Source organism: Plantactinospora sp. B5E13 (assembly GCF_039871775.1).
In the GTDB taxonomy this organism is placed as follows: domain Bacteria; phylum Actinomycetota; class Actinomycetes; order Mycobacteriales; family Micromonosporaceae; genus Plantactinospora.
On sequence record NZ_JBDPLT010000002.1, the window covers coordinates 48,288 to 64,481 of the forward strand.

15 protein-coding genes, 1 tRNA gene and 1 other RNA gene are annotated in these 16,194 nt (G+C 70.1%); 7 read left to right on the forward strand and 10 right to left on the reverse strand.

Translation table 11 applies throughout. The features are described from left to right. Window positions 1-125: 125 nt before the first annotated feature. Entirely contained in the window at window positions 126-1,763 is a 1,638-nt protein-coding gene (locus ABGB05_RS02095; RefSeq protein WP_347651395.1) for an FG-GAP repeat protein, read from the reverse strand. 122 nt (window positions 1,764-1,885) lie between these two features. Next, window positions 1,886-3,556 (reverse strand): FG-GAP repeat protein, encoded by a 1,671-nt coding sequence (locus tag ABGB05_RS02100; protein WP_347651396.1) that lies wholly within the window; start codon window positions 3,554-3,556, stop codon window positions 1,886-1,888. 541 nt (window positions 3,557-4,097) lie between these two features. Between ABGB05_RS02100 and ABGB05_RS02105 the strand changes: the two genes are divergently transcribed. Further along, window positions 4,098-4,496: a hypothetical protein gene (locus tag ABGB05_RS02105; RefSeq protein WP_347651397.1), complete on the forward strand. Its 399-nt coding sequence runs from the start codon at window positions 4,098-4,100 to the stop codon at window positions 4,494-4,496. Here ABGB05_RS02105 and ABGB05_RS02110 read toward each other — a convergent pair. Both ABGB05_RS02110 and ABGB05_RS02115 read right to left on the reverse strand, forming a co-directional pair. Continuing rightward, window positions 4,451-5,137: a response regulator transcription factor gene (locus ABGB05_RS02110; RefSeq protein WP_347651398.1), complete on the reverse strand. Its 687-nt coding sequence runs from the start codon at window positions 5,135-5,137 to the stop codon at window positions 4,451-4,453. The two genes, ABGB05_RS02105 and ABGB05_RS02110, sit on opposite strands and share 46 nt — an antisense overlap. Further along, window positions 5,134-6,282, reverse strand: a complete 1,149-nt coding sequence (locus tag ABGB05_RS02115) for a HAMP domain-containing sensor histidine kinase (protein ID WP_347651399.1) — start codon at window positions 6,280-6,282, stop codon at window positions 5,134-5,136. Before ABGB05_RS02115 ends, ABGB05_RS02110 begins: the two co-directional genes overlap by 4 nt. An 86-nt stretch (window positions 6,283-6,368) precedes the next feature. On the opposite strand from ABGB05_RS02115, the gene ABGB05_RS02120 reads away from it, so the two are divergent. Then, window positions 6,369-7,847 carry a hypothetical protein gene (locus ABGB05_RS02120; protein WP_347651400.1) on the forward strand — a complete coding sequence of 493 codons (1,479 nt, stop codon included), beginning with the start codon at window positions 6,369-6,371 and terminating at the stop codon, window positions 7,845-7,847. Window positions 7,848-8,004: 157 nt separating this feature from the next. Here ABGB05_RS02120 and ABGB05_RS02125 read toward each other — a convergent pair whose 3' ends face one another. The 3 genes from ABGB05_RS02125 to ABGB05_RS02135 all read right to left on the reverse strand — a co-directional run bounded on the left by ABGB05_RS02125 (window position 8,005) and on the right by ABGB05_RS02135 (window position 9,060). Continuing rightward, complete coding sequence (locus tag ABGB05_RS02125) at window positions 8,005-8,313, reverse strand: hypothetical protein (RefSeq protein WP_347651401.1); 309 nt, start codon at window positions 8,311-8,313, stop codon at window positions 8,005-8,007. Between the two features lie 97 nt (window positions 8,314-8,410). After that, a complete protein-coding gene (locus ABGB05_RS02130) occupies window positions 8,411-8,668 on the reverse strand; it encodes a hypothetical protein (RefSeq protein WP_347651402.1) in 258 nt (85 codons plus the stop codon). Window positions 8,669-8,847: 179 nt separating this feature from the next. After that, window positions 8,848-9,060, reverse strand: a complete 213-nt coding sequence (locus ABGB05_RS02135; RefSeq protein WP_347651403.1) for a hypothetical protein — start codon at window positions 9,058-9,060, stop codon at window positions 8,848-8,850. 127 nt (window positions 9,061-9,187) lie between these two features. Between ABGB05_RS02135 and ABGB05_RS02140 the strand changes: the two genes are divergently transcribed. The 3 genes from ABGB05_RS02140 to ABGB05_RS02150 all read left to right on the forward strand — a co-directional run bounded on the left by ABGB05_RS02140 (window position 9,188) and on the right by ABGB05_RS02150 (window position 11,391). Next, a complete protein-coding gene (locus tag ABGB05_RS02140; protein ID WP_347651404.1) occupies window positions 9,188-9,970 on the forward strand; it encodes a GntR family transcriptional regulator in 783 nt (260 codons plus the stop codon). Next, a complete protein-coding gene (locus ABGB05_RS02145) occupies window positions 9,967-10,521 on the forward strand; it encodes a GCN5 family acetyltransferase (RefSeq protein ID WP_347651405.1) in 555 nt (184 codons plus the stop codon). Before ABGB05_RS02140 ends, ABGB05_RS02145 begins: the two co-directional genes overlap by 4 nt. Window positions 10,522-10,923: 402 nt before the next feature. Beyond that, window positions 10,924-11,391, forward strand: coding sequence for a UTRA domain-containing protein (locus ABGB05_RS02150; RefSeq protein WP_347651406.1), 468 nt, complete (start codon window positions 10,924-10,926; stop codon window positions 11,389-11,391). A gap of 338 nt (window positions 11,392-11,729) precedes the next feature. On the opposite strand, the gene ABGB05_RS02155 is transcribed toward ABGB05_RS02150, so the two are convergent. The 3 genes from ABGB05_RS02155 to ABGB05_RS02165 form a co-directional block, all read right to left on the reverse strand. Further along, window positions 11,730-12,308 carry a PIN domain-containing protein gene (locus tag ABGB05_RS02155; protein ID WP_347651407.1) on the reverse strand — a complete coding sequence of 193 codons (579 nt, stop codon included), beginning with the start codon at window positions 12,306-12,308 and terminating at the stop codon, window positions 11,730-11,732. Window positions 12,309-12,312: 4 nt separating this feature from the next. Further along, a complete protein-coding gene (locus ABGB05_RS02160; protein WP_347651408.1) occupies window positions 12,313-12,843 on the reverse strand; it encodes a helix-turn-helix domain-containing protein in 531 nt (176 codons plus the stop codon). 337 nt (window positions 12,844-13,180) lie between these two features. Then, window positions 13,181-13,265: transfer RNA gene (locus ABGB05_RS02165), tRNA-Ser, on the reverse strand. A gap of 84 nt (window positions 13,266-13,349) precedes the next feature. On the opposite strand from ABGB05_RS02165, the gene ffs reads away from it, so the two are divergent. Next, window positions 13,350-13,439, forward strand: an RNA gene (ffs, locus tag ABGB05_RS02170) — signal recognition particle sRNA small type. A 245-nt stretch (window positions 13,440-13,684) separates the two neighbouring features. Next, window positions 13,685-16,189, forward strand: a complete 2,505-nt coding sequence (locus ABGB05_RS02175; protein WP_347651409.1) for a DNA polymerase III subunit gamma and tau — start codon at window positions 13,685-13,687, stop codon at window positions 16,187-16,189. Window positions 16,190-16,194: the final 5 nt, after the last annotated feature.

Genomic DNA, 16,194 nt, shown 5'->3' on the forward strand with positions numbered 1-16,194 from the left:
GCCCCAGGCTGGCCGACACGGCGAGGGCCGAGAAGCGGGCGATCTTTCCTCGCCGGGGAACCCCCGTTTGGTGTCGGTCAACGACAGGCCGGATGGGTGGGTCGGCAGTTGCCACACCCGGTTGTTCAGTAACCCGCGAAGCCGCCCTGCGGTCCGCCGATCTCGAGGCCGTAGCGGAGTGGCCAGACGCGGTCGGTGCGCAGGTCCAGGCCGTTCGTCGAGGTCGGCTGCGGTACGAGTCCGTTGGTGGAGCCGTAGAAGGGGTACAGGGCTCCGGATGGTTGGTCCGCGACGTCACCACCCACCTCCTCGGACGGTGCCGCCACCAGGGCGTCGAGGCCGCCGCGGCCGTCGAGGTTCAGCAACGCGACAGAGGAGCCGAAGAAGTCGCTCTTCTCGGCTCCGCCGGGGATGTCCGGGTGGTTCTGGTCGAAGGATTGGGCGCCGGTGCCGGTGAGGCCGGAGGCGGAGCCCTTGAGCAGGGTGACGACGCCGGCGGAGGTGGCCGAGCCGAGGCCCTCGCCGGGAGTGCCGACCAGTACGTCGGCCCGGCCGTCGCCGGTCACGTCACCGGCCGCGACCGTCTCTCCGAAGCGGTCGAACTCCTCGGGCTCGCCCGGTACGCCGCTGGTGCGCTGGTTGATGACCCGTACCGCGCCGTTGGAGATGCCGGAGGTGCGGCCGGTGAAGACCGCGACGAGGCCGCCAGCGATGTGCGGGGTCTGGGCGCGGGGCGCGCCGGCGATCACCTCGCCGAGCCCGTCACCGTTCACGTCGCCGACCGCGAGGTCGTTGCCGAGGGACCAGGCGTAGTTGTCGGTGCGGTCCAGCGCCCCGTGGATGCCCCAGCCGTCGACCGAGGTGACACCGGTGGTGGACACCCCGGCGGCCGAGCCCCACATCAGAACGACGGTGCCACTGCCGTCGGCGCGGGTGTTCTCGTTCTCGTGCGGACCGGCGATCACCAGGTCGGCGTACCGGTCGTTGTTGACCCTGCCGATCGCGAGCGCGTAGCCGAAACTGTCCCTGGGCTCGCTCGCCCCGGGTACCGCCGCCTGGTCCTGGTAGATGTCCTGGACGCCGGTGGTGGTGAGGCCGGTCGCGCTGCCGAGGAGGACGGCCACCGAACCGGCCCCCGCCGCGCTTCCGATCCCCTCGCCGTACGAGCCGATCGCCAGGTCGTCGCGGTTGTCGCCGTTGAGGTCACCGGTCGCGAGGGCCGCACCGAAGTAGTCGTACTCCTCGGGCTCGCCGGGGATGCCCGGCGAGCTTTGGCTGAAGTGGCTGGCGGAGTCGGGAACCAGCCCGGTGCTGCTCCCCGGGATGACCCAGACACCGCCGCTGGCGTGGGTCTGCTTGTCGGGGTGCCGCTCGCCGGAGTCTCCGATCGCCAGATCGTCGTAGCCGTCGCCGTCGAAGTCCCCGGCAGCGAGCGCGATCCCGAAGTAGTTGCCACCGATTCCGGTCAGAACGTCCGCGAGGTAGTCGACCTGCGGCGCGGACGAGTAGCGGACCACGGTCACCCCGGTCGGGAAGTGCGGAAGTCCGTGGTGGTATTCGGGAACGCCACTGGCCGCGATGTCGTCCACGCCGTCGCCGTCGAAGTCCGACCGGGTGACACCGGTCCCGGTCACCGGAGTGCTGGCCTTCGGCACCCGGTGGAACTGGAGAGTCACACCCTCGCGGGTGATGGTCAGCACCTCGTCCGCCGCGCGGGCGGGGGCACTGATGGTCAGTCCGGCCAGCACGGCCAGCACGGACATGCCTGCGATTGTCCGACGCACCAGAACCCCCGCTCGCTGTGGACGACCCGAGATGTTAGGGAAGTGGACCGACGGTGGCGACCGGGTGATCGGTGGATGCACCCGGTCGCCACCACCCGGCGTCAGCCCCTCGGTACGCCGCCCTGCGGGCCGGCGATCTCGAAGCCGTAGTCCAGCGGCCAGACGAAGTCGGCCTGCAGGTCCTGGCCGTTGACCGAGATGGCCTGCGGTACGAGCCCGCTGCTGGAGTCCTGGAACACGGAGATGGAGCCGGACGCCCGGCCGGAGGGGTCGCCGCCGACCGCCTCGCCGGCCGCCGCGACGACCGCGTCCAGCCCGCCGAGGCCGTCCCAGTTCAGCAGTGCGAGGGAACCACCGAACCGGTCACCTGCCTCCGAGCCACCCGGGACGACCTCGTGGTTCTGGTCGAACGACTGCGAGCCGTCGCCGGTAAGTCCGCCGCTGGTGCCCTTGAGCAGGGTGATCACGCCGGCGCCGGTCGCCGAGCCGATCGCCTCACCCGGAGCGCCGACCAGTACGTCGGCCAGGCCGTCACCGGTCACGTCACCGGTCGAGAGGGTGGCGCCGAACCGGTCCCCGGTCTCGGGCTCTCCCGACACCCCGGCGGTACGCTGGCCGATCACCACTACGGCGCTGCTGGCGATGCCGTTGGTGCGGCCGGTGAAGGCCGCGATCAGCCCGCCGTTGGTGTGCGGGGTCTGCGAACCGGGGGCACCGGTGATGACGTCGCCGAGCCCGTCGCCGTTCACGTCGCCGATCGCCAGAGCGGTACCCAACGTCCGGGCGGTGGTGTCCGCGGTGCCGGTCGCCGACTTGATCGCCCAACCGTCGGCCGAGGTGGCGCCGGTGGTGGAGATCCCGCTCGCCGAGCCCCGCATCAGGTTGACCGTGCCGCTGCCGGGGTCGCCCGTGTTCTCGTTCTCCCGCGGTGCGCCGACGGCCAGGTCGGCGTACCCGTCGCCGGTCACGTCGCCGATCGCCAGGCTGTAGCCGAAGTTGTCGTTGGTCTCGCTGCCGCCGGGAACGTGGCCCTGGTCCTGGTAGAGGTCCTGGGCACCGCTGTCGGTGAGGCCGCTGGCGCTGCCGTAGAGGAGGGTGACCGAGCCGGCCGACGTCTTGCTGCCGATCGCCTCTCCGTACGCGCCGATCGCCAGGTCGTCATTGCCGTCGCCGTTGAGGTCGCCGGTCGCGAGCGCGGACCCGAACCAGTCGCGGTTCTCCGATCCGCCCGGAACGCCGGGCGAGCTCTGGTCGAAGTAGGTGGACAGCTCGAACGCGAGGCCGTTGCTGCTGCCGGGGACGACCCAGACCGCGCCGGCCTGGGTCCCGTTCAGCCAGTCCAACTCGTTCGGGGCGCCGACCGCCAGGTCGTCGTAGCCGTCGCCGTTGAAGTCGCCGGTGGCCAACGCGTCGCCGAAGTTGCCGCCGTCACCGTCGGGCGGATCGACCCCGTACACGTAGTCGACCTGCGGTGCGGTCGAGTACTGGATGACGACCATGCCGTCGAGCTGCTCGGGCCCGGTGTACTGGTAGGCGTTCGAGCTGGCCGCGAGGTCGTCGTACCCGTCACCGTCGAAGTCGGACCGGGTGAGACCGGCAGCAGCCTTTGCCGACTTCTTCTTGGCTGCCTTTTCCTGCGGTACCCGCTGGTGGAGCAGGCTGTGACCGTCCCGCTTGATGGTTCGGGGCTCGTCCGCCGCCCTGGCTGGAGCACTGAGCCCCAGGCTGGCCAAAAACGCCAGAGCCGAAACCCCCGCAATGCTTCGCCGCACCAGACCTCCTGATTGGTTGGGAGGTCGACAGCGTATGGGAGTGGATCAATCGTGGCGACCCGGTAAACGGCGAATGGCGAACGTCGAACGAGTTCGGGTGGGGCTGCGTTATGTCCTCTATCTCGACAGTGCTGTTCCGTGACCAGCGTCGTTTCGCCTGTACGGTGGGCGAAAAGCGGCCGTTCGGCTCGGGTGCGCCGCCCGGATGGCGCGGCTATGTCGGTCTTTGCTGCCAGGTTGGCTGTCGGCACTCGTCGGGCTGCCTTCGCCCCACTGCCGCGATGCAGGTCCCGGCGGGCCGCCCGGTGCGTGCTGCCGTCGTCCGCTGCCGGTTTCCTCCGACAAGATCCGAGATCTTGGAATTTGAGCGTTGTACGCGCGACGACCAGGCGCCAAGATTCCAACTCGGCATCTGGGGCGCATTCTGACGCCGACTCCAGTTGCGGGGTGAGCCGATTCCGGGACTGGCGCCACTCGGCCATTACCTGACGGGCGTGTCGGGCTCCGCCGTACCGGAGGCGACTGTTCTACCCTCGGCGAGATGACTACCGCAGTCGCCACGACCAAGCCGTGGTACGCCGCCCTGCTGAGCCCGTTCCCGATCGTGCTGCTGGGTACCGTCGTGGTCGCGATGATGCTGTTGCTGCCGATCCGCGTACCCGCGCCCGGCGACCATGAGGACAGGTCCTGCGGCAACAGTTTCGCCCTCGACATCGGACGACCACAGGATTACGCCGACGACTACTGGGCGCGTACGTACGAACGCTGTACCAGCCAGCGCATCGGTCGCCTTGCCCAGTCGGTCGGCGTGCTGGCGGTAACCCTTCTGGCCACAACCCTGTCGGTGGCGGTACGACGGCGGCCGGAGGAGTCGCGAGGACCTGCACACTCGAATCAATCGCCTGGGTCGCCGTCGCTGGGTGGACCGGCGACCCGGTAGCCGATTCCGGGCGTCGTCGCGATGACCGGCGGCTCGCCGAGTTTGCGGCGCAGTCGGCCCACCGTCACGGTGACGGTGTTGGTGAACGGGTCAGCGTTCTCGTCCCAGACCTGTTCGAGCAGGCTTTCGCTGCTCAGGAAACCCGGGCTCGCCCGCAGCAGCGCCTCCAGCACGGCGAACTCCTTGACCGAGAGGTTGAGCTGACGCCCATCGCGGACGGCGGTGCGGCGTACCGGATCCAGCTCGATTCCGGCCGCGCGCAGTGTCCGGGGTCGCGCGTCCGGCTTGCGCCGGGCCAGTGCCCGGATGCGCAGAATCAGTTCGGGGAAGTGGAAGGGCTTGCCGAGATAGTCGTCCGCGCCCAGGGTCAGCCCGCTGACCCGGTCGCCGGGCGTGCTGGCCGCGGTCAGCATCAGCACCATCGGCCGGTCCGCCCGCTCGGTGATCATCCGGCACAGTGTGTCGCCGTGGAGTCCGGGCAGGTCCCGGTCCAGGACCACCACGTCGTGCGCGGTGAGGTCGAGCTTGGCGGCGGCGGTCAGCCCGTCGTGGGCGAGGTCGACGGCCATTCCCTGGTCGCGTAGCCCCTCCGCGACCACCTCGGCGAGGGCGTGGTCGTCTTCGACGACGAGGATCCTCATGCCGGCACCGACGCCCGCGCTGCCGGCAGCGTGATCGACACGCGTAGCCCACCCGTCGGGCGGGCGAGCAGGGCGAGCCGGCCGCCGTGGGCAGCGGCGACAGCGGCCACGATGGACAGCCCGAGTCCCGAGGACCCGGTCCGCTCGGCGCCCAGCCGCTCGAACGGCCGCCCGAGCCGGTCGACCTCCCGCTGGTCGAGGACGGGTCCGGCGGTCTCGACGACCAGCACGATCCGCCGCTCGTCCGCGTCCCCGGCGATCCGGATCCAGCCGCCGCTCTGGTTGTGGGTCACGGCGTTGTCGACGACGTTGGCCACCAGCCGCGCCAGCAGCGCCGGACTGCCCCGGGTCACCGCTCCCGGCGGCACCTCGACGGTCAGGTGGAGCCCCTTCGTCTCCACCTCGCCGGACCGGGCGCCCAGGGCCACGGCGACGAGGTCACCGACGTCGACCGGGGCGGCGTCGGGCAGCGCGCCGTGCTGTGCCCGGGCCAGCACCAGGAGTCCGTCGAGCAGGTGGTCGACCCGGTCCAGCTGTGGCCGTACCCGGTTCGCGAGCGCCACCGTCGAAGGGCTCGGCTGGGGCTTGGCGACCGCGACGTCCAGTGACGCCCGCACCGTCGCCAACGGCGTACGCAGCTCGTGGGAGGCGTTGGCGACAAATCGGCGCTGCGCGACGAACGACGCCTCGAGCCGTTCGAGCAGCTCGTCGATGGTGTCCGCGAGATCCTTCACCTCGTCGGCCGGGCCGTCGACCGCCAGTCGCCGCCCCAGGCTGTCGGCGGAGATGGACCGCGTGGCGTCGGTGATGAGCCGCAGCGGGCGCAGTACGCGCCTGGCCAGCACCCGGCCGAGCAGCAGCGACAAGACCGCCATCACGACCAGCGCCACCAACGAGCCGGCCAGCAGTTGGCGAGCCTGCTGGGTGTGTACGGCGGCCAGCTGGTCCTCCAACTGCCGGATGCGCAGTTGCGCCCCGCCAGGGCTGCCCTGGATGGGGGGATTTTCGGCGGGGACCACGTTGCTGACGCTGCCGTTGGTGAGCAGGAAGGTCAGGCCGAGCAGCCCGGCATTGGAGACGAGGAACACCACGGCGTAGAGGATCGTGAACCTCACCCGCACGGTGCCGCTGGGCAGCCTGATCATGCCCCCAGCATGACCCGGAGGACCTAACAACAGCATGACAACGCCGGTTCGGGCCGGGTTACCTGCCGACCCGTAGAACCGACGGCATGTCGCGCACCGAACTCCTCCGGCGGGAATGGACCGCGTTCCGCAGCCCTGGCCGCCTGGCCGCCCTGGCCGCCGTGGTCCTCGCGATCATCGCGCTGGGCCTGTTGTACGCCTCCGGCAACCGGTCGTCCTGCCCGGGGCCGTGCCCGGTCACTCCGGTCGCCAGCGACGGTGCCGTTGTCGGCGACAGATTCTGGTTCCTGCATCGCGACCTGGGCCGCGAGGGCAGCATCACGGTCCGGCTGACCGCGATGACCGGGACGATCACCTACCCGCCGCCGAACCACGACCAGATCGTGTCCGGGCTGGTCCCCTGGGCGAAGGCCGGGATCATCGTCAAGGACGGCGTACGACCGGGGTCGCGATACGCGGCGCTCATGATGACCGGCAGCCACGGCGTGCGCTTCCAGCACGACTACACACACGACGTCGCCGGAAGCGCGGGCGGCGTCTCGGCGGAGTCCCCGCGCTGGCTGCGCCTGACCCGGTCGGGCGACACCATCACCGGCGCGGAGTCGACCGACGGCGTGCGGTGGCGCACCGTCGGGGCGGCGAAACTCGACGGGCTGCCGGACATCGTGCAGGTCGGCCTCTTCGCGACCTCCCCCGGCGACCTCACGCTCCGCAGGGTCGGCCTCGGCGGCGCGACCGAGGAGGTCCGGTTCACCCAGGCCGTCGGCGTTTTCGACAACGTCGTCGTCGAGGGCGGTGCCACCGGCGCGTGGAACAGCGAGCCGGTCGGCGAGATGAACCAGACCGACTGGGAGAAGCACCACAACCGGTCGGGAGCGGTCGAGGGCAACGGCGTCATCACGGTCAGCGGCACCGGCGACATCGGGCCGCTCGGCGAGGAGGGCGCACGGAGCGTCGAGAAGCTCCTGTTCGGCCTGGTGATCGGGCTGATCGTCCTGCTCGTCGTCGCGGCCCGCTACGGTGCCCGCACAGCTCGCGAGCCGCTCGCCCGGCCGGTGATCGCCGCCCGGGCGACCGTCGTCGGGGCAGCCACCTTGGTTACCGGTCTGGTCGCCGTCGGTCTTGTCATCCCGGTCGGCGCCGTGATCCTGAGCGGCAACGGCGTCGCGGTGCAACCGGTGTCGATCCTGACCGGCGCCCGGGTGATCGTCGGCGTCGCGGCGGCACTCGCGCTCTGTGCCGTGCTCGCGTACGGGCTCGGGGTGTGGCTGCGCCGGGGCTGGGCGGCGATCCTCGCCGGGCTGTCGCTGGTCGCCTTCCCCTACGCCGTCACGGCGTTCCCGCTCCTGCCCGACGCGGTCTCCGACTGGCTGCTGCGACTCACCCCGGCCGCCGGCTTTGCCGTCCAGCAGACAGTGGAGGAGTTCCCGCAGGTCACCGCCCATTACGCACCGTCGGCCGGATACTTCCCGCTGCCCTGGTGGGCCGGGCTCGCGATGCTCTGCGCGTACACCCTGATCGTGCTGCGGGTGGCCTTCCAGCACCGCACGAGGAACGTCGGGTAGGTTCGGGTGGCCCGCGCCTCGACCACCGGCCCCGCCAGCCACGGTGTGCGGGCTGGCGGGGCCGGTCGCGTCCTGTCGGGTCACCGGTTGCCGCCGGCACCCTGGGGGCGCTTCCTGCGATCGGGCCACCCGGCAGGTGGGGCACTCGCAGGAGTTCTCACTGGTTCGCCGCCTCGGTCAGCACGTCGAGGCGGACCATCAGTTGCAGGCAGGGCGGGTGTGCTTCGACGTGTGGCCAGGTGCAGGCCGGGTGCTCGTGGCCGACGACCCAGACCCAGAGACCCTGCTCGTCCTGGCGGGTCACGTTGCGGTGGATCCGGGTCAGGCTGAGATTCAGGTACGTCCCGACGGGCAGCGTCGCCCCGTGTGACCAGTCGCCGGGGCCGAGTCGGAGCAGGGCCCCCTCGGGGACGTCCGGCATTTCGACCGCCGGTGTGACGATCGGGGGCCGGTCGTCGTCGCTCATCGCCACTGCCCGTAGCGGTCCCAGCGTCGACTGTTCCAGCGTCGTGCGGGTGGCTGCGCTGCTGCGGTGCGGCGGCTGCACCAGCGACGGAGCCGGGTCAACATGGTCCGACCCGGTAGAGCCGCCGTTGCCCGTACGTCAGCAATGGCAGGTCGAGGATCAGGGTCGGGCCGTTCCAGCTCCAGGTGCGATGGCCGGAGTCGTTGTCGCGGTCGTACCGCTGGCGGCGGGCCAGGTCCAGCACCCGCTGCCGCGCGGCCTCGGCCTCGGCGGCGTCGTGTTCGCGGGCGGCGCGTTCGGCTTCGGCGGCGACCCGATCCCGGCGGCGGGTACGCCACCGTGTCCACAGCTTCATCCCCAGGACCTCCAGTGCTGGTGGGGGTGCGGCGGCCGGGCCTCGGGCAGCACCGACCGCTGCACCCGGCTGGTGGGTGGCCGGGACCGGTGTACGGGGGGAAGTACACCGGTCCCGACCGGAGGCGGACGCGGCAGGCGCGGCCGGAGGCTGGATAGTTCGCGTCCGCCGCGTCCAGTTCAGGAGCGGGATTGATCCCGTAGGTACGTCGTCACCCGCTGGGAGGCCTGTTCTGCCTGCTCCAGCAGGGTGCGCAGAGGTGAGTGGGCGACGCGCCCGGAAAGCAGTCGGGCTCCGTCGGCCTGGTCGAGGCCAGCGATGTGGACCCGGGCCACCTCAAGCGCTCGGTTGATGCGTTCCATCTCCCGCGCCATCTCGCCAGCCTGCGTCATGTCAACCCCAGGTGATCAAATTCGAACGCTAGGTAAGGTTGGATTGGTACCAACCATTGCAGGGGTGTCGATGGACGTCAAGGCCAATCGCTAGATTGGTTGGTACCAAATTTGGGAGGGTGGAGCCGTGCAGCCGCTGTACCGGAAGATCGCCGACGAGCTACGCGCGAAGGTCCTCTCTGGCGAGCTGCGTCCCGGCGATCGCCTGCCGTCCGAAACCCAGCTTCAGGACCAGTACGCCGTCAGTCGGAACACCATCCGCCTGGCCACCGGACTGCTCGTCAACGAGGGTCTGGTGGCGAGTGTGCCCGGTCGAGCCGGCGGCATGGTCGTCCGCGAGCGGGTGACGCTGGACTTCCATGCGAGCCGTGCGGAGATGCCCGGCCCGTACAGCGAGTCGGACGCCTGGTTCAGCGAGGTCCGGGCGCAGGGCTACGAGCCGACGCAGACGTTCGAGCTGCGGATCGAGGCGTTGCCGCCGGACCATGCCCGGCGCCTCGGCGTCGAGAACGGATCGCACGCCGCAGTCCGACGCTGCGTCCGGTCCGTAAACGGCAATATCTCGTCCGTCCAGGACACCTACTATCCGATGGATCTCTGCCAGGAGATTCCGGAATTGCTCTCCCCGCATGACGTCCCGCAAGGCACGACCAGGCTGCTCGCCGAGCGTGGGTACGTCCAGACGGCGTACGAGGACGAGATCGTCGCGGCCATGCCTCGTCCGGCCGAGGCTTCGCTGCTCGCCCTGCCGACGGGAACGCCGGTGCTCACGTACGTACGGACCGGCTTCACGACCGAGCGCGCGGTGCGGGTGTCGGTATCGACGTTCGCCGCCGACCGGAACCGCATTGTGTACACGCTCGGAGATGCCGACGTGATCGCGAGGTTCAGGGCGGGTGGCGACCGTTGATCATCACGCCGGCGCGGATGGTCGATGTCGACATCATCATGGCTTGGCGGCGAGAACGGGTCGACTGGCTCGCTGGGCGTGGCGAGGACCAGTGGTCGATTCCGCTGCCTCGCTCTGCCGTCGCCGCCACGGTCTCGGCTGGGCAGACCTGGATGGTGTGGGACGGTTCAACGCCGTTGGCGACCATCACGCTGACCGCCTACGTCGACGTGGACTCACTCTGGAAGCCCGACCGCGACCCTGATGCGCTCTGGTACCCGGAGGACGATCCCGCCGACGCCCTGTATGCCGCCAAGATGATGATCCCGTTAAAGAACGCCGGCAGCGGACTCGGTGGCGAGATGCTCGACTGGGCTGGTGGGCGTGCGTACGACGCGGGATTGACCTGGCTCAGGCTCGACGCCTGGACCACCAACCCCCGCCTACACGCCTACTACGTACGACAGGGCTTCCGACATGTCCGGACCGTCGAGTCACGGGTCTCAGGGGCCTGCTTCGAACGGCCGGCGCAGCCGTATGCCGGCCTACTCAAGATCGAAACTGGAGTTTAGTCCCGGTCGAAGCCTCGGCAGGCTTTGGCCGCCGCCTTCATATCGGCGGCGCAGGAACGCAAGCATCAATCTTCTGTGGTCGACTGGCAGGTGCAGACCGGAGAGAGGGGCAGGTTCACCATGCCCGAAAATCCTGCGTACCTGCGCATCGTTGCGGAGCTACGCGACCAGATCAGAGCCGGCGACCTGGCGCCTGGCGACAAACTCCCGACCGAGGCGAAGCTCCGAGAGCGCTACGGCGTCTCCACCACCGTTGTGAAATGGGCACTGTCCATTTTGAAAAGCGAGGGCCTTGTCGAGGGTCGGCGCGGATCCGGCAACTACGTACGACAGAGCCGACGCATCACCCGCAACGCCGCCGGTCGCGATCTACGTTCAGCCGCCGGTTCGACGTCACCGTTCGTGCGGGACGCTACCGCCGCCGGACAGCGGCCCACCTGGGAGCACGAGTCCCGGCACGACGTGGCGGAGGAACGGATCGCCGCCAGACTCGAGATCGAACCGGGTGCGCGGGTGATGCGGACGGACTACCGGTATCTGGCCGATGACTCGCCGATCCAGATTTCCACGTCGTGGGAGCCGTTGTCCCTGACCGCAGGCACTGCAATCGAACGGCCGGAGGACGGTCCGGCGGTCGGCGTGGTGGCCCGGTTCGACACGATCGGCGTCCGGATCGACGAGTTCGCGGAGCGGGTCACCGCGCGGGCCGCCGACACCCACGAGATCGAACGGCTGGCCCTACCGTCCCGTGGCTCGTACGTCCTGGTCGTCGAGCGGACGTACTACGCCGCTGGTCGTCCCGTCGAGACCGCCGACATCGTATTTCCCGGCGACCGGTACGAGCTGCTGTACCGCGTACCGGTCGAGTGATCGTGACGGCGCATCCCCACGAGCGTCCGACCAGCTAACAGGAACTGATCGCGTGGTGCGGGTATCGGTATCGACGTTCGCCGCCGACCGGAACCGCATCGCGGGTCTCGGGTGCCTGCTTCGAACGACCGGCGCAGCCGTACGCCGGCCTGCTCAAGACGGAGGTCGGCGGTTAGTCCCGACCGGAAACTCTCGGCAGGCTTTGTCTGCTGCTGCAGCACAGCGAGGCAAGAGCTTGGCGCACTCATCTTTCTGTGGTCGCCTGGCGGGCGCCGACCGGAGAGAGGGGCGGTTAGCGGCGCGGTAGTAGCGCAGTCGGCGCTGGTCGCGCCGGGATGTCAACCGAGCTCCAACATCGTCTCTACCGCGGAGGCCATTCCGTAGCGCTCGGTGAGGATCTTCAAGATCTCCGCCTCGGTCCGCCTGGGTCCGGCCCTACCTGAACGCCCCGCTATCGCCGAGATGGCTGCCCGTGCTCTCGCGGGATCGACCGCTACCGTATTCGCCGCGAACTCGTGCGGCGGAAGGACCTGCAACCCGCCTGGCATTTTGCTTTGGGGAAGATCACGGATGTTGTGCGTGACGATCGCCCCCGCGTTGGCGACGAAGGCGGCAGCTACCAGATGTTCATCGTCTGGGTCGGGTAAGCCGTAGGTGCCCTCCAAGCCTTCCCACCCGGTCACTTCAGCATCGTCGAAGTGTTGCCGCATCTGCTTCACAAGGTGTCGAGCCCTTTTGGCTGCGGCGAGGTCTTCCTCCCCCCGCTCGATCCATTTCACCCGCTCCTCGTGTTCGAGCTCTTCGAGGATGACCACGTTCCATACCGGACGGTACAAGCCTTCCACGGCGAGTGAGAGCAGGAAGTCGCGCTGCAGGCTCGGCCAGAGGACACAGGTATCGAGGAGGGCCGTGAACACGCGGCTATTCTGTCAGGCCCCTTCGACGACGCGCGACCACGCGACGGGTCTCTCGTAGCCGCCGCAGAGATGCGTCAAGGTCTTCTTCGTCATCGATGCTCACTGACGTCGACTCAAGCGCGGCATACTGCTCGGCTCTGCGTCGCTCCCGGTAGGCGAGTAGATCGGGTAGCAGGACCCGACGGTGCGTTCCCACCCGTTCAAATGGAATCTTGCCTTCGTCGAGCAGTTTCACCACAGTTGGCCGGCTGACCCCCAGCAGGTCGGCCGCCTGCTGAGTCGTCAAGGTATGAGTGCGAGGGGCTACCGTGACGGCATAACCCTGCTGCAGAGCCTCAACTACCTGGCGAAGCGCTCCGTAGATCTCGGCCGGTAGTTCGACGCGATCGCCGGGAGTTGCCCCGGCCAGGAAGTAACGCGGTGCCACGGGCCCTAGGCCGGCCCTCTCGTGAGCCTTCAGGAAGTCGTAGACCTCGGCGAGTTGCCGATCGGCCTCTGGCAGGTATGTCTCTTCCTTCAGTGCAGCCTTGCCCATGAGCACTCGCCTCCTTATCGAAAGCATCGTAACCCTTTTCGTTTCCTGCGTCTATGGAACGCCTGTCCTTCTTGGAAGCCGGGCGGCACGGACGACCGGGTACGACGAGGTGTCGGCGCGTTTTCGACCTGGAGCGGGTCAAACCGGCTCGGGCGGCGGCTCGGGAGCCGCCAGCCCGCGATGCTCAACACGACGGTGTGGGGCAACGGGACTGTCGGCGCCCTCGTCATCCGCCCCGATCGCCTCGGCGAGCAGACCAGGTAGGTAGCCGGAACGCGAAACGCCCGGGAGGTCCGGAGTGGGACCCGCCGGGCGTTTATGCTGCTCGTGGTGCGAGCGGAGGATACGAGATTCGAACTCGTGAGGGTGTTAACCCAACACGCTTTCCAAGCGTGCGCCCTAGGCCTCTAGGCGAATCCTCCGTCGGACATCGTACAGGTTCTCCGGCTGTGGCCCACACCACCTGCCCCCGGGAGATCCACCGGCAGGCCCGGGTACACTTGAGCCACCTCCCGTGCGGTGGTACCTCGTGAACCTCCCCAGGGCCGGAAGGCAGCAAGGATAAGCGAGCTCTGCCAGGTGCACGGGAGGCCTTTTTGTGCCCCCGATGTCCGGTCTGACCAGGTAAACGCGGCCGGTACGACGTACCCGTCGGGTTGGCCGACCGGCGACGGGCCGGGCCGGGACCGATCAGCCCGCGCCCCGGCGAGGGTAGCCCACGTGATCGGCGAGGCCGGGCGACGCATGATCGACGTGGAAATCGTCGGGCGCGCGTGACAGCCTGGCACGCGGCACGATGCCGCCGGGTGGAGAATGGCTCGGTCGAGAGGAGGCGGGACGGGTGGCACTGGCGCTCTACCGCAAGTACCGGCCCCGCACGTTCGCCGAGGTCATCGGCCAGGAGCACGTCACCGAGCCACTGTCACAGGCGTTACGCACCGGTCGGCTGAACCATGCCTACCTCTTCTCCGGCCCGCGTGGCTGCGGCAAGACCTCCAGCGCCCGGATCCTGGCCCGCTCCCTCAACTGCGAGCAGGGGCCGACCCCGGAGCCCTGCGGCGTCTGCGACTCCTGCAAGAGCCTGGCCGCCGACGGCGCCGGCTCGATCGACGTCATCGAGATCGACGCGGCCAGCCACGGTGGCGTCGACGACGCCCGTGAACTGCGCGAACGCGCGTTCTTCGCCCCCGCCAGCAGCCGCTTCAAGATCTATGTGATCGACGAGGCGCACATGGTCTCGACCCAGGGCTTCAACGCCCTGCTCAAACTGGTCGAGGAGCCGCCGGAGTACGTCAAGTTCATCTTCGCCACCACCGAACCGGACAAGGTCCTCGGCACGATCAAGTCGCGGACCCACCACTACCCGTTCCGGCTCATTCCGCCGGGTGTGCTGCGGCCGTACCTGGAGCAGCTCGCCGAGGCGGAAGACGTCAAGATCGAACCGGCGGTCTTTCCACTCGTGGTCCGGGCCGGTGGCGGCAGTGCCCGGGACAGCCTGAGTGTGCTCGACCAGCTGATCGCCGGCGCCGGCCCGGAGGGGGTCAGCTACTCCCGCGCGGTCGCCCTGCTCGGCGTCACCGACTCGGCGCTCATCGACGAGATGTGCGACGCGCTCGCCGCCGGGGACGGCGCCGCCGCGTACGCCACCATCGACCGGGTCGCCGAGGCCGGGCACGACCCGCGCCGGTTCGCCTCCGACCTGCTCGAACGCCTACGCGACCTGATCATCCTGCGCCAGGTGCCGGACGCGGTCGCCAAGGGCCTCGTCGACGGCCCCGCCGACCAGCTGGAACGGATGGCCGCCCAGGCCGAACGGCTCGGCCCCGCGACGCTGTCCCGTTGCGCCGACATCGTGCACAACGGCCTGGTCGAGATGCGCGGCACGACCGCCCCACGCCTGCTGCTCGAACTGATCTGCGCCCGGATGATGCTGCCCGGCGCCGAGGACTCGACCGGCAGCCTGCTGCAGCGCCTCGAACGCATGGAACGCCGGCTCTCCGTCGCCGGCGACCCGGCCCCGCTGCCGGCCGCTCCGATGGCCGCTCAGCCGTCGGCCCAGGCCGACACGGCACCGGCGCCGCGGGCCGCGAGCGCACCGCCGCCCCCGCCGGCCCCTTCCGACGTACGTCGAAGTGTGGCCCCCGCGACCAGCCCGGAGCCGGCCACGGTGGCCCCTGTGCCCCGGCCCGCACCGGCCCCGGCGGCGCCCCCGCAGCCGGTGCGCCCGTCGGTGCCCCCGGAGGCGGTGATGCCCGACCCGGTCACCCCGGATCCGGAGCCGGCCGGCGCCGCACCGACCGGTGAACTGGACGCCGCCGCCGTACGCCGGGCCTGGCCCGACATCGTCGGCCTGGTCAACCGGGGTAACAAGAAGATCGCGGCGCTGATGCGGGACGCGGTCGTCCGGGACGTCGACGGTGACACCCTGGTGCTGACCGTCAAGTCGCAGATCCTGGCGCAGATGCTCACCAACTCGGCGAGCGTGATCACCGACGCCCTCTACGAGGAACTCGGGGTTCGCTGGCAGATCCGCTGCGAGGTGGCCGGCGCCCAGGGCGGGGTGACTCCGGCGGGTGCCCCGGCCCGGTCAGCTCCGGCCGCCCCGCCGCCCGCCCGTCCGGCACCGAACCCGACACCGTCCCGCCCGGCCGCCGACGGTGCCCGCGACCGGGCCGGTGGCGGCCAGCGCCCGTCCACCCCGGGTACGTCGTCCGGCTCCGCCGACGACGACAGCTGGCCGGAACCGGCCCGCCCGGGCGGCGCCGCCGCGACCCCCACCGCGTCGATTGCCGCCGCCGACGACTGGCCGGAGCCGACCCCGCCCGGCGGGGCCGGAAACAGCGGTACGTCGAGCCCCGGCCCGGCCCCGACGAGCCCGGTCGGCGCGAACGGCGGTGCTCCCAACGGCGGTGCCGGTGGCAACGGTGCGTTGCGGGGCGGCGTCGTCAACGGCGGCAGCCCACAGCCCGGTGGCGCCGCCAACGGATCGGCCTCAGCTGGCGTACCGGCCGGCCGGGCGGCCCCGGGCAGCGGACTCGCGGCCGCTCGGGCGGCGGCGGCCGGTCGGGGTGCCCGACCGGCAGGGGGGCAGACGGCGGACCAGGACTGGGCCGGTGAACCGCCCTACGACCCCGAGTACGACGGCCCGGCCCGGCGGGGCGGTGCACCCGTCGCCAGCCAGGCCAGCGCCCCGACCGTCAACTACGAGGGCTTCGACCCGGGCGACGAACCGCTCGACGAGGTGGTCGACGAGAAGACCGCGCGGCAGACCAGCGAGCAGCAGGCGGTGCAGCTGCTCCAGCAGGCGCTGGGCGCGGAGCGGATCGGCGAGGTCGACCTGAAGTAGCGGCG